The organism is Helicobacter rappini (assembly GCF_900198625.1).
GTDB lineage: Bacteria > Campylobacterota > Campylobacteria > Campylobacterales > Helicobacteraceae > Helicobacter_A > Helicobacter_A rappini.
On sequence record NZ_FZPK01000038.1, the window covers coordinates 1 to 12,199 of the forward strand.

15 protein-coding genes are annotated in these 12,199 nt (G+C 35.0%); 2 read left to right on the forward strand and 13 right to left on the reverse strand.

The window, feature by feature from the left end; genetic code table 11:
* Window positions 1–204: 204 nt before the first annotated feature.
* The 12 genes from C6H17_RS12200 to C6H17_RS07815 all read right to left on the reverse strand — a co-directional run bounded on the left by C6H17_RS12200 (window position 205) and on the right by C6H17_RS07815 (window position 7,878).
* A complete protein-coding gene (locus C6H17_RS12200; RefSeq protein WP_020995787.1) occupies window positions 205–348 on the reverse strand; it encodes a hypothetical protein in 144 nt (47 codons plus the stop codon).
* Window positions 349–404: 56 nt separating this feature from the next.
* A complete protein-coding gene (locus C6H17_RS12985; RefSeq protein ID WP_051355124.1) occupies window positions 405–767 on the reverse strand; it encodes a hypothetical protein in 363 nt (120 codons plus the stop codon).
* A complete protein-coding gene (locus tag C6H17_RS12990; protein ID WP_223808367.1) occupies window positions 730–900 on the reverse strand; it encodes a hypothetical protein in 171 nt (56 codons plus the stop codon). Before C6H17_RS12990 ends, C6H17_RS12985 begins: the two co-directional genes overlap by 38 nt.
* A complete protein-coding gene (locus C6H17_RS12995) occupies window positions 872–1,069 on the reverse strand; it encodes a hypothetical protein (protein WP_051355123.1) in 198 nt (65 codons plus the stop codon). The genes C6H17_RS12990 and C6H17_RS12995 overlap by 29 nt, the downstream gene beginning before the upstream one ends.
* A gap of 118 nt (window positions 1,070–1,187) precedes the next feature.
* The gene (locus C6H17_RS13000) at window positions 1,188–1,349 is read right to left on the reverse strand and encodes a hypothetical protein (protein ID WP_005219961.1); all 162 of its coding nucleotides are present in this window, start codon (window positions 1,347–1,349) and stop codon (window positions 1,188–1,190) included.
* Window positions 1,350–1,600: 251 nt separating this feature from the next.
* On the reverse strand, window positions 1,601–1,738 hold the full coding sequence (locus C6H17_RS07790) for a hypothetical protein (protein WP_223808366.1): 138 nt from the start codon (window positions 1,736–1,738) through the stop codon (window positions 1,601–1,603).
* Window positions 1,739–1,761: 23 nt separating this feature from the next.
* The gene (locus C6H17_RS12215; RefSeq protein WP_005219959.1) at window positions 1,762–2,022 is read right to left on the reverse strand and encodes a hypothetical protein; all 261 of its coding nucleotides are present in this window, start codon (window positions 2,020–2,022) and stop codon (window positions 1,762–1,764) included.
* 183 nt (window positions 2,023–2,205) lie between these two features.
* Window positions 2,206–2,799, reverse strand: coding sequence for a hypothetical protein (locus C6H17_RS07795; RefSeq protein WP_020995786.1), 594 nt, complete (start codon window positions 2,797–2,799; stop codon window positions 2,206–2,208).
* Between the two features lie 102 nt (window positions 2,800–2,901).
* Entirely contained in the window at window positions 2,902–4,017 is a 1,116-nt protein-coding gene (locus C6H17_RS07800) for a hypothetical protein (RefSeq protein WP_005219957.1), read from the reverse strand.
* A 17-nt stretch (window positions 4,018–4,034) separates the two neighbouring features.
* Window positions 4,035–5,642 (reverse strand): phosphoglycerate dehydrogenase, encoded by a 1,608-nt coding sequence (gene serA, locus C6H17_RS07805; protein WP_005219956.1) that lies wholly within the window; start codon window positions 5,640–5,642, stop codon window positions 4,035–4,037.
* A gap of 29 nt (window positions 5,643–5,671) precedes the next feature.
* A complete protein-coding gene (locus tag C6H17_RS07810; protein ID WP_005219955.1) occupies window positions 5,672–6,172 on the reverse strand; it encodes a hypothetical protein in 501 nt (166 codons plus the stop codon).
* A gap of 23 nt (window positions 6,173–6,195) precedes the next feature.
* Window positions 6,196–7,878: a 30S ribosomal protein S1 gene (locus C6H17_RS07815; protein WP_396279396.1), complete on the reverse strand. Its 1,683-nt coding sequence runs from the start codon at window positions 7,876–7,878 to the stop codon at window positions 6,196–6,198.
* A gap of 218 nt (window positions 7,879–8,096) precedes the next feature.
* Here C6H17_RS07815 and kdsB point away from each other — a divergent pair, with 218 nt between their 5' ends.
* On the forward strand, window positions 8,097–8,810 hold the full coding sequence (gene kdsB, locus C6H17_RS07820) for a 3-deoxy-manno-octulosonate cytidylyltransferase (protein WP_005219953.1): 714 nt from the start codon (window positions 8,097–8,099) through the stop codon (window positions 8,808–8,810).
* 642 nt (window positions 8,811–9,452) lie between these two features.
* Here the strand turns inward: kdsB and C6H17_RS07825 are convergent.
* Complete coding sequence (locus C6H17_RS07825) at window positions 9,453–10,853, reverse strand: cation:dicarboxylate symporter family transporter (RefSeq protein WP_005219952.1); 1,401 nt, start codon at window positions 10,851–10,853, stop codon at window positions 9,453–9,455.
* 274 nt (window positions 10,854–11,127) lie between these two features.
* Between C6H17_RS07825 and C6H17_RS07830 the strand changes: the two genes are divergently transcribed.
* A complete protein-coding gene (locus tag C6H17_RS07830; protein ID WP_020995785.1) occupies window positions 11,128–12,165 on the forward strand; it encodes a tetraacyldisaccharide 4'-kinase in 1,038 nt (345 codons plus the stop codon).
* Window positions 12,166–12,199: the final 34 nt, after the last annotated feature.

Below are 12,199 nucleotides of genomic sequence, written 5' to 3' on the forward strand. Positions count from 1 at the left end.
ATCTTAAATGTATTAGGCTTTGGTGTAGCAATAAGAGGGAATCCTTTATCACTAAAGACATTGCTATTAACTGAATCTGTATTATGGGGTAGTCATAGCTTTATTATCTAAAGCCTTTACATCTATAAGAGATTTTAAATTTGCTATGCCACCAAATAAGCCCAGCTCATTTAATGTAGCAATCAGCCAATTCTTACTTGTAAATTAATGCCATAACCTAATGGTTAAATATCCACTATTGTCGCCTTTTGCTCTATCATTATATGGGGACTTCTTAAAATCTTCACTCACTAATATAATCTTTAATACTTCTTTTTCATATTCAATATTTTTTGCTGTGTTAAACATCATCTTGCCTTAATTTTATTTTCAATAAGTGCATTTAATATCTCTTTTGTTGCCTTCTAGGAGATAAATGCGCGTTGTTGGATGCATAGAATCGTTATCATAAAAAATCTCCTATTATAGAGAACAACATAGGTTTTCCATTGAAACTCCATGACCCCGTAGGATAAATAGCTAAGTAAAGGATACTCCGCATCAGCAAATTCTAATCGCTGTGAGTTTTTATTGCTTGGAAAGGCATAAGTAGTGAATGCCATGTAGGGCAATTCATTAAACATCGCAACCTTATAGCTCATTTTTTCTCCACTCAAATGCAAATCATCGCCATAAATTCTATCACTTGATTTTGTGTCTAATTTACCATTTCTATATATCCAAAGCGCACTAAAATACTCCCCCCCCCCCCCCTGTGAGAATCGCATCTTCTAGCACACCATCATTATCAATATCAATCTGTCCTTTATAGCTTCGAGGAAAACTGATATAGGGGGATTTTCTCTGATGGCTTGTGCCATTTCTGCTTGTTTCATCTCTCCCCTTGTGTGCAATAATCATAAAAGCCGCCATATTTAGCATTTGCTCCAAAAGCACAAAAGCCTATGCTAAATGGAGGCCTGATGGATTTGGGGGCTTCCTGCCATTTGTTCTCATCAAACCTATCTTTTCTTGCATACTTGCATAGTTCATTATTGTTTAAATCAAGCACTTCACCTAGAGTTTGCAACAGCGTAGAATTCTATCCTCATACAAATCTTGCAAATTATCAGATAAAGGCATTGTATTTGCTTCTTTGATAAATGCTATTTGAGAGTGCAATATGCTATTTAGCCTTTTGGTGTCATTTACTTTTTAAGCTCACTCCTAAGCTGTGTATAAATCTTGCTCATATATCTGTCTAGATTCTGTAGATCCCCACTCTCATCACTGCAAATAATCTTTTCTGCTTTTGTGGTTGTCTTAGCATAATCAAAGCTAGGTTTTTGCCTCATTGCTACTTTCTGCATTGACATCTTGAGGTATAAATAGAGTTGCAAACACCATGCTTAGTATAAATTTTTGCCCATTTTAGAATCTCTTTAGCATTATTGCGTATTTTAGCATTTTTATTAAATACTCATAGATTCTACTCATTCTTTACCTCCCCACCTTTTACTACAAGCCCTTTAGAATCTATTATGACTTCTATTCCACCTGCCTTTATTGTAACAGAATCCCTCTCAGTTGTGATAACAGATTCTCCTACTTTGTGAGCGATTTAGTTTCCAGCAGTTGCGGTAATATCGCTTTGTGCTTCTATGTTTGTATGGTTAGAAGTAAAAGCAGGTGTTTCTCGTGATTCAAATGAGCTAGATTCTTGTGTAGAGAAAAATATATTGTCTTGTGATTGTAGCAATGTTTTGTGTTGTTTCTTTATCTCTAAAAAATATAAGTCAGTATAAAAGCCACCACTACACATAAAAATACGATGAATCTAAATTGCAAATGAATAAGCAGGGATACGCCTACTGCGACAATAACAACAAGAATAAGCGGAATGCGTAGCATTGTAGGTATCACTTCATTTTTGTTAAAACCAAAGGCATTGCACAACATTTCGTATTTATATTCCACTTTATGTTTATAAAAAAGTCCAGAAATGTAATGAATTTTCCATTGAGATTCTAAGCCCCTTTTCATCACTTCTTAATCGAAGCTACTTTAATCATCATAAAATATCCAACGACTCATTGTATGCATGCAATAATACGCAACAGCAGGAAAGATAGAATTTAAAAACTCCCTGCAAACAAAGTTCAAAAAGCAAATAGCAAACAAAGCTGTGTTCTGAAACATAGAATCTAAAAAAAATAAAACCCGCATTTACTCATAATAGTCTTCTATTTCTTTTACTATAAGGTTGCCATCATCTGTTCTTTGGGCAGTGTATTTTATCTCTTTCTCTTCTGCACCCCTAGACATCTCTTCTTTAAATTCTTTTGCCTTTTTCTTTGCCTCGTTTATTATCTTCTCTTTTTGTGCCTTAGACATATTATCGCTGATCTTGTTTTTTTCAGCGGTTCTTATAAAAATTTCTTCAATATTTTTCTCTGTTAGCTCCTCGCCGGACTTAAACTCTAAAGTATCTTTAAGTTCTACTCTGCCTATTAGATACATAAAATCTTTTGCCGCATTGACATCGATTTTCACATGTGCTTTACAAGTAACCTTTTTTCTTGTGTCATTCACTTCATCTGTAATGAAATTTTGAAATTTCGTGCCTTTTACGATTTTTTCCAGTCCTATGTCCCTAGTAAATGGAGTATCTTCCATGTGTGATTTTAAAATTTCGGTAAGTTTTTCTTGCACATCTTTATCGCCGCATTTTGGTGTGCTTGTATTATTTCCACACGCTATAAAAGCAAACACGCAAGCTGCACTTATAACACTAAGTGAAATCTTTTTTCTAAAACTCATACTAACTTCTCCCATAATGTATTCAGTCTTATCACAAACAATAAAACGCAAAAGGATTTTACAAAAAAAACAAATCAAGTGAAAGCATTTTAAGCCTAGAATCTATTTTGATTTAGCCCTATAACTCTGCCATGTAGTAGTCAGATTCTTACAAAAGTTACTTTCATTATGTGGATAGATAATAATGTCATCTTGTGTAAGTAGCAAACAGAGTTTAGAATCTGTAAAAATGGGTAGCACATAAGGGGAATTGTGCCGTTGTAAGCTAGATTGCAAATAAACTAACCATGATATAAAGGTGGTTTGTATGCACTCCTTTTGTGCTGGATAGTGCGTATTTCCTGCTTTGCACTGCATAATAGCTGTGGGATTTGTAGGCTCAAAAGGTGTAAAGGAAAAGTGTTTTTGCATGGTCTTTACATTGCTATGCTTTTGCTGTGTGTATAAGATCTTATTGCTAGCTTTTAGGGTGGCATCTGGGAATTGCCTTGACATTACATGCAATATGGAATTGCTTTGAAATTTTTCCATATATTTGGCATATAAGATTCTATAAAATAAAAAAGAGTATAGGGAATCTGGCAATACATATTGTGTTGTTTCAGTGATTTTTTGTGTTGCTTTGCTGGTTTGTGTGGCATAGGTATATTTTTGTGTGAGATATAAAAGGTTGTGTGCTAATACGATGTTATTGAGATTCTCATAGCTTTCATTTTCAAGTTCTTCTATCTCTGCGGCTATATTTGCTACAAAACTTGCACTTAAGATATGATTGCCAAACTCAATATCACTTGCAAAGGCTTCCCATGGGGCAACTATTAAGCCTCTTTCCTGTAAGAATAAAAACTCTCTAAATAAATCCTGTGCAAAGAGTGTAAAGCTAACAGATTGCAAAAGTTTATCTTGTGGAATGCGCTTATCATAATCTCGTATTTGACTTAAATCTGCAAAATAAAGCTTTGCAAACTGCTCGTATTCTTCTGCACCTTTTTTGCTTGATGATTGTTTGAGAATGGGTAGAAACTGCTCTTTATACCATTTATTACTTTCTGCTTTATTTGTGGCAAATGGTATGCTTGGCTGGTTTGTTTTAACTTGTGTTTTTATATCTTGTTTGGGTGGGACTTCCTTCTTAGCACAGGCACTAAAAAAGGCATATATAATACAAAATAGAATGTATAAAATAGGTTTTGGCTGTGCTAACTTCCCTATATTCATGATTTTTCATTCTTTAATCACATAAGCACATTACGCACACTTAAGCATTCTGGTATGGCTTTTAAATCATCTAATAGCTGGGTAGATACCGCACTATCAACAAGTATTAAGGCTAATGCATTTCTTTCACTAGAATCTGTTTTTCTGCCGAGTCTAAAGTCCGCGATATTTACTTTATGCTTTGCGATTGTATGTCCTATGCTGCCTATAACGCCCGGGACATCGGTATTTCGCACAAGAATCATATTGCCATTGGGCTCTAAATCCATGCCAAAACCATTAATATTATTGAATCTCACAATATGTCCATCATAGATTGTGCCGCTTACACTCATGCTTTCTTTAGCAGTATTGAGAGTAATTTTTACAAGATTCTTATAAGGTCCTGCATTATGTTTGACTTCTACACTGCTTTGCACGCCCCTTTCAGTCGCAACAAATGGGGCATTTACATAATTGATTTTATCATCAAGAGAAGGTTTCAATGCTCCAACAAGTCCAAATGTCAAAAATGCGTCTTTGTATTTCTCAAGCTCAACGCCATTAATATACACATGCAATGCACTTATTGCCCCATCAATTGCTTGTGCGGCAAAATAGGCAAGCTTTTGTGTAAGCTCAAGATATGCGATAATAGAATCTGGCATATCTTGCGTTTTTGTGGGGAGATTGAGTGCATTTGGAAAAGCTGATCCTCTTGCTGCTGAAATGGCGGCATGTGCAGCTTCTATTGCTATTTTTTCTTGACTTTCAAGCGTATTTGCTCCAATGTGTGGCGTTACATAAATATTGTCTAAATCTAAAAGTTTGTTATTTGTAGCAGGCTCAGAATCAAATACATCAAGTCCAGCCCATGCGATTTTTTTTGATTTTAATCCCTCGTAAAGATCATTCTCGTTATACAAGCCACCACGCGCACAATTGATGAGTATCACACCATCTTTCATTTTTGCGATTTCTTTACTTGTGATCATATTTGTAGTTTGCTTATTCTTTGGCGTATGGATAGTGATAATATCACAGGCTAGAATGTCATCAAAATTCGTTGTATATTCTATGCCTAAATCAAGCGCTTTATTTGGATTAATGTATGGATCATAGGCGATTACTTGCATGTCAAAGGCTTTTGCACGGATTCCAACACGGCTACCGATATTGCCAAAGCCAATCACACCAAGCTTTTTATCCTTTAACTCAATACCATACCAATCTTCTCTCTTCCATTTACGCTCGACTTTTAGCTGTGTATGTGCGCTTGGGAATCTACGAATAGCACTTAAAAGATGAGTCATTGTCAGCTCTACTGCAGCAATCGTATTTGCAGTAGGCACATTCATAACCACAACACCTCTATAAGAACACGCATCAATATCGACATTATCCACACCCACGCCAGCACGCACGATAGCTTTCAGCTTTTTAGAATCTTTATATGCAGATTCTAAAAGCTTTTCATTAACTCCAGTTGAGCTTCTAGTGATAAGCACATCAGCTTTATGTAAATGAGTGAGTAGCTCATCTTTTGGTAAATGGGCTAGATTCTCCATAGAAATATCATCTTGTGTGCTTAGAATCTTTAAACCTTCATCATGGATATGATCGCATACTATAATATGTTTTTTCATGTCATTCCTTTAAATCATTGAGATAGAATCTATTTTTTCAAACTAATCTCATACTCTATACCATAATACTTAAAATCATCTAGAACCATTTCTCGTTGCGCTTCATTTGGCATAAATAGCAACAAGTCAAGCGTATCTTTATGCTTAAAATAAGAAAAGTCGATATGCTTTTGTCGCAAAATCTCATTCAAACAAAAAAACTTGTAGTCATCAAGATTCTTGACTAGCACCTTTGTATAATCTGTCTTTAAGTCTTCATAGCGTTTGACTTCAATATTAATATCTAGCACATTTGAAGGAAACTGATAAGTAGTGGCAATTGCTTTTTCATTTGCATTGCTAATCCATACATCATCTTGTATGGTTTCCATTTTTGGGATATTTTTTATTACCTGCTTTTGTGGGATCTTGGCAACAGACTCTTCTACTTGCACATCAGCATTTTGCATTTTTTGATAAAACGCATATAAAACATAGCCACCACCAAGCACAACAATAAGTATAAGCCCAGCAATTATGCCCCTTATCATTCAAAACCCTACACACAAAGATATTATTTTTTACCGAGATTCTTAAACTTATCGCCTAATGTATCGCCTAATGTAACTTTCTCATCAGAATTATAATCATTTAATTCTTGACGCTCTTTTTTCTTTTGTAATCTACGCACAGATAATCGCACACGATTTGCCTTTCTATCAACCTGCACTAATGCTCCCTTGATAGTATCGCCCACCTTAATGCTGTCTCTAGCAATATTGCCTAAATCTTCATTGCGAATAAGTGCATCAATATTTTCATTCTCTACCTTGATAAATACGCCAAAGTCTTTAATATCAATAACCTGCCCAGAAATCTCATCATCAATAGCGTATTTTTTTGCAAACTGCTCACTAGGCGATTCTACAAGATAGCGTCTATTAAGTGAAATTTTCTCATTGGCAGTATCAATCTTATCAATTTTTACTTCAATAGAATCTCCAACCTTAAACTCATCGGCACATTTCTTAGACTTATCCCAAAATGCGTCTTCATTATGCAGTAATCCATCAACAGCACCAAGATTCACAAACGCACCAAAATTTGTAATAGTCGCAACCTTACCTTTTATCACATCGCCTACCTTATGCTCTTTTGTAAATCGCACAAAAGGCTTATCTTGCAGCTTCTTTAAACTTACTCGTAAGCGTCTATTATCAGGGTCAATCTCTATAACCTCAACATTAATCTCTTCGCCTACTTTTAAGCAATCGCTAGGTTGTTTAATGTTCTTATCCCACGACATTTCAGAGATATGCAAAAAGCCCTCAACATCATTGCCTAAATCTACAAACGCACCATAATCTTCAATATTACTTACCGTAACGCGTATAACATAGCCAACTTTAATCTCATCTTTAATCTCTTTCCATGGATCATCAAAAAGAGCGCGTATAGAAAGTGATAGCCTATTTTTCTCTTCATTATATTCAAGTGGCTTTACTTGCACTTTATCGCCGACTTTATAGTGCTTTTCAGGATTCACAGGTCCCCGATGACTAATCTCTGTAAAATGCACGAGTCCATCAACAGAACCTATCTCAACAAATAAACCAAATTTTGTAACATTTTTTACGACACCTTCATAAGCCAAACCGCTATCAAGAATCTTTTTTGCATTCTCTTTTTGTGCGGCAGTATGTGTGTCAAGATAACGCTTTCTTGAAATTACAATGGAGTTGCCATTTGGTCGTATATCAACTATACAAGCTTTTATGGGCTTTCCAACCACTTTAGAATCATCTTTATCACGGCTTAGAGCTGAATAATGCCTTGGCATGAAATACTCAACACCATTTGCAGATTCTACAATATAGCCACCTTTATTTTTCCCTCGTATTACACCCTCTACCACTTTATCTTTATAATCAGTGCCAAGAGCCTTGATCTCATTTACAACTTTTTCATACTTAATGGCTTTTTTGTAAGATACTCTAAGACCACCTTTTTTTGACACATGCACAAGAATGCTATCGCCTTGCTTAAACAAAAGATTCCCATTAGAATCTTTTATCTCATCGATACTCATGCGACCTTCTTTTTTGTCTTGCACATCAATCATAACGCTTTCATCATCAATCTTTACGATTTTTCCTTCTCTCAAAACATTATCTTCAGATTGTTCTGAACGGCTTAACATTGTTGCAAAATCTTCTCCTTCATTTGGAAACATTTCATCGATTTTTTCTGGACTAATTTTCATCGGATACCTTTTTTGAAATCTATAGATTTTGTTATTTTAGTATATTTTCAGTGAAAATGCGATAAAAATCTACAAAAAACGATTTTTTTAAAGTAGAGTTATTGCAAAGTTTTACGCAAATTTGATTTAAATATTGTTTTATGTTATTTCATAACATTCTAAATTTTGTTAATTTTATATTAGAATATAATATTTTCATATAAGGCTATATTATGATTATTATTCCAGCACGACTTGCTAGCTCAAGGTTTCCAAATAAGATTTTATGTGATATAGGCGGTGTGCCCATGTTTATTAAAAGCGCACAAAACGCACAAGCAATCGATGAAGTCGTCCTAGCCCTAGATTCCACTGAAACATACAATATCGCAAAGCAGTATAAGATAAAGGCGGTCCTAACTCACCCAGACATTCCAAATGGCAGTCTCCGTGTGCTTGAAGCTGCTAGAATCTTAGGGCTAAATGATGATTGCATGATTATAAATCTACAAGCAGATGAGCCATTTTTAGAACACCATGTGATACAAGCGTTAAAAGATTGTATGCAGCCTGACATTTTTATGGCAACTTGTGCGAAGGGCATAACGGCCGAGCAAGCACAAAATCCGAATCTAGTAAAAGTGATAACCAATCACTTACAACATGCCATATATTTCTCTCGCACAGCGATACCATTTTGCAGAGATTGCAATGAATCTATGCCTATAAATTATCTAGGGCATTTAGGCTTGTATGGATTCTTTAAAGCAACACTTGAAGAATACGCAAATTTGCCAGAAACAAAGCTAGAACACATTGAAAAGCTAGAACAACTCCGTGCAATTTACTACAACAAACCCATTAAAATTGCGCATGTAGAGAGTGAAAGCATAGGCATTGACACAGAAGAAGATTTGGAAAATGCAAGAAATAAGTATGGGTTTTAAGAAGTTTTAATAACTGATTTAATTTTCCATAGCAACATATTGTTGCTTAATATCTTAAACTTTTAAATACCGACTTTATTTAGCGTTCAAGCACTATAGAAAACTTACATAAAGTCCATATTGTTGCAATCTGCCAAATTCTAAAATTGTCATGTTGGGCTTAGTAAAATTCCGTATAAAGATTTTATCCCCTTTTAGCTCTATTTAGCCTTGAATTTGCTTTTGCTGCAAATTCTAGGGTTAAGCAAAATTACCATGGTAATGGGATTATATAACAATATGATACATACAAGGAACATGTAGTTTTATATGCCTTTAAGCAAGCATACTTTAATACACAGTGATGCTTTGCGTATCCTTTTTTAGAATACATTCAAAAATACACATAGGATTATACAAGATTCAGTGGCAGCAAAAGAGCATTATAGCATATTAAGCATTATAGGGCAACTTGTTATAAACCCTTTAATAAGGCTTTTATGTGCTCGTATGTTTATGTGTGTGTGATTAAGTGTTTTTTGTGGATTGAGAAGTTAAAAAGCGTTATTGTGTTAATAAGGGAAGCGTAAAGACCAAGCCGATGTCGTATTCCTGCAAAGTCATGCAAGAGACAACGCAGCTAAACAAGAATCTAAGAATCTATTACAACACCCTAAACTCTTCAGGGTGATCGAGTGCATAGCGGAATTTTTCCATATCTACTCTTTTATCCCAAATGCTTACAATCATACATGCAACAGCATTGCCGCATAGATTCCCAACGCTACGCATTTCACTCAAAAATTTATCAATGCCAAGTATAGCGGCAACGGTTACTGCGGGGATCAAATGCGAACCATCTGTGGTCGTTAATGCTGAAAGTGTCCCTGCAAGCACGATAAAGCCACTACCCGTAACGCCCACTGCACCTTTAGAAGATACCATTAAAATGATGATTAGCGTAATGGTCTGCTCTAGTGTCAATGGAATATCAAAGGCTTGTCCTAAGAAAATAACCGCAAGGCTTAGATAGATATTTGTCGCATCAAGGTTAAAACTATATCCAGTTGGAATCACTAAGCCTACTGAAGCCTTTTGTATCCCTGCCTTTTCAAGCTTACGCATAAGGGGTGCTAGAGCGGTTTCGCTGCTTGAGGTCGCAAAGACAACAAGCACTTCGCGGTAGATAAATCGCATGAATTTAAAGATATTCACACGCGCCATTGCCGCGATAATGCCTAGCACACCAAAGATAAACACAATTACAGCGAGTGCCATAGTTACAAGTAATAATGCCATACCACTAATTGAGCTAAAGCCAAACTTTGCAATCAAAAATGCCATCGCACCAAATGTCGCCAATGGGCTATACCAAATCAAAATTGTAAGCACTTTAAAAAATGTTTCTTGCATACTTTCAAAATACTTTAGGGCTGCTTCTTTGAAATTCTTACTTGTAAAAGATAGCGCGATAGCGATTAAAACCGCCATAACAAGCACTTGCAATGTTTTACCTTCCACAAATGGCGTGATGGGGTCATGCGGTATTGCACTCATTAGGATATTATAGAGTTCTCCACCTGCACTTTGCTGCTCTTTAGCACCCGCTTCTATATAGCCTTGCACACTTGCTGCATCAAGACTTGCAATATCAAGGTGCATGCCATGCCCGGGCTTAATAATCTCACCAAAAAAGACACCGATAATAAGGGCAAATGTGCTGACGACTTCAAAATAAATAACGGTTTTAAAGCCAAGTGAGCCAAGTGTCTTAAGATCTTCTAGTCGTATAATCCCAGTAATGATTGTAAGGAATATGATAGGACCCATGAGTAATTTTAGCCCTTTTATAAAGGGGTCAATGGTGTATTCCTTAGAATGCACTGAAAAATCATAAAAAAATTGAGTGAAAACAGAAGGGTTATCTGGACTATGAAAGCTTCCTATTGTCCCAAAAAGCACACCTAAAAACAAGCCTATAAATACCCAGAATACTAAACTTTTTGCAAGTTTTTTATTTAAAGGCTGTTTCTTTTTGTAGATTTGTGTATTGTTATTTACCATTTAGACCACCCTTTACATGTTTTTTGCATTGTTTTATAAAACCACAAAATACAGATAAAGTAAATAAAAATTATCAGCTTCTAAGCATAAATGTGTAAATAAGTGTAAAATTGTAACATATTTAATCTGTTGAAATATGCGTGATGTCAATTTATGGAATCTTATTTACTTTTATCATAAAGTCATGACAAAGAGACATAACAAATACACAAAGATTCTATAAAATTTGCTTTTCATGAAAATGCTAACAATAAGTTGAAATCAGGGGAATCTTATGCAAATAAATACATTTAAACATAATGATAAGCAAGATAGAGATTCTATGGAATCTAGCACAAACAAAATGGGTTTTATAGAATCTTATTTCTTCTATCCAAGTTTTTGGCATAAGATTCTAGCCTTTGCTTTATTGCCATTTTCATGTATATATGCCCTTATTACGCTGTATAAAAAGTGCTTTACAAAGAAAAGAAACTTTAATGTAAAGATTCTAAGTATAGGGAATCTTGTGAGTGGTGGGAGTGGTAAAACGCCTTTTTGCATTGCATTAACAAACTATCTACAAACAAAAGGATACACAGATATTTATGTGGTATTGCGGGGCTATAAGCGAAAATCTAAAGGCTTAATACAAGTAAGCAGTAATGGAGAGATATTAGTCAATGTAGCACAAAGTGGCGATGAAGCCATGCTTATTGCTACGCAGACAAAGGCTAGCGTGATAGTGAGTGAAAGCCGCATAAAAGCACTAGAATATATACAAACAAAAGATTCTAAACAAAGCATAGTGATACTAGATGATGCGTATAGGTTTAATTTTAATAAGTTTGATATTTTATTAGAGCCAAAGCTAAAGCCTTATTTTCCCTTTGTGTTGCCGAGTGGATATTATCGCTTTCCAGAATCTTTTTATACAAAATGCGACCTGCATTTAAAAGAAGATAAAGATTACAAACGAAGTGTGAGTATATCTCATGTAAAGGATTCTATACAAGATTCTAGCACAGAAACTACATATATCCTAGCCACTGCAATAGCAAATCCTAGTCGCCTAAAGCCCTATTTGCCAGACAACATTATATATGAATATTACTTAGCAGATCACGCCGAATTTGATTTAAACACCTTAAAAGCACTTTTAGAAAAATATGAAGCAACACATATTTTAATGACACAAAAAGACTATGTAAAATGTCTAGATTTTAATCTACCTTTTGCCTTACTTATGCTTGATATAAAGATAGAATCTAGTGCTTTAAAAAGTATAGAATCTTTTCTTAACACAGAATCTTTTTTTGCAAAGCAAGGCTAGAATCTAAAAAATGGCGTTGTTTATCAAGTATTAG

Excerpts from the sequence above, each read along its gene's own strand:
- C6H17_RS12200 (WP_020995787.1), bottom strand. The coding sequence starts at position 348 with ATGTTTAACACAGCAAAAAATATTGAATATGAAAAAGAAGTATTAAAG.
- C6H17_RS12985 (WP_051355124.1), bottom strand. The coding sequence starts at position 767 with ATGCGATTCTCACAGGGGGGGGGGGGGGAGTATTTTAGTGCGCTTTGG.
- C6H17_RS12990 (WP_223808367.1), bottom strand. The coding sequence starts at position 900 with ATGATTATTGCACACAAGGGGAGAGATGAAACAAGCAGAAATGGCACA.
- C6H17_RS13000 (WP_005219961.1), bottom strand. The coding sequence starts at position 1,349 with ATGCAGAAAGTAGCAATGAGGCAAAAACCTAGCTTTGATTATGCTAAG.
- C6H17_RS12215 (WP_005219959.1), bottom strand. The coding sequence starts at position 2,022 with ATGAAAAGGGGCTTAGAATCTCAATGGAAAATTCATTACATTTCTGGA.
- C6H17_RS07795 (WP_020995786.1), bottom strand. The coding sequence starts at position 2,799 with ATGAGTTTTAGAAAAAAGATTTCACTTAGTGTTATAAGTGCAGCTTGC.
- C6H17_RS07800 (WP_005219957.1), bottom strand. The coding sequence starts at position 4,017 with ATGAATATAGGGAAGTTAGCACAGCCAAAACCTATTTTATACATTCTA.
- serA (WP_005219956.1), bottom strand. The coding sequence starts at position 5,642 with ATGAAAAAACATATTATAGTATGCGATCATATCCATGATGAAGGTTTA.
- C6H17_RS07810 (WP_005219955.1), bottom strand. The coding sequence starts at position 6,172 with ATGATAAGGGGCATAATTGCTGGGCTTATACTTATTGTTGTGCTTGGT.
- kdsB (WP_005219953.1), top strand. The coding sequence starts at position 8,097 with ATGATTATTATTCCAGCACGACTTGCTAGCTCAAGGTTTCCAAATAAG.
- C6H17_RS07825 (WP_005219952.1), bottom strand. The coding sequence starts at position 10,853 with ATGGTAAATAACAATACACAAATCTACAAAAAGAAACAGCCTTTAAAT.
- C6H17_RS07830 (WP_020995785.1), top strand. The coding sequence starts at position 11,128 with ATGCAAATAAATACATTTAAACATAATGATAAGCAAGATAGAGATTCT.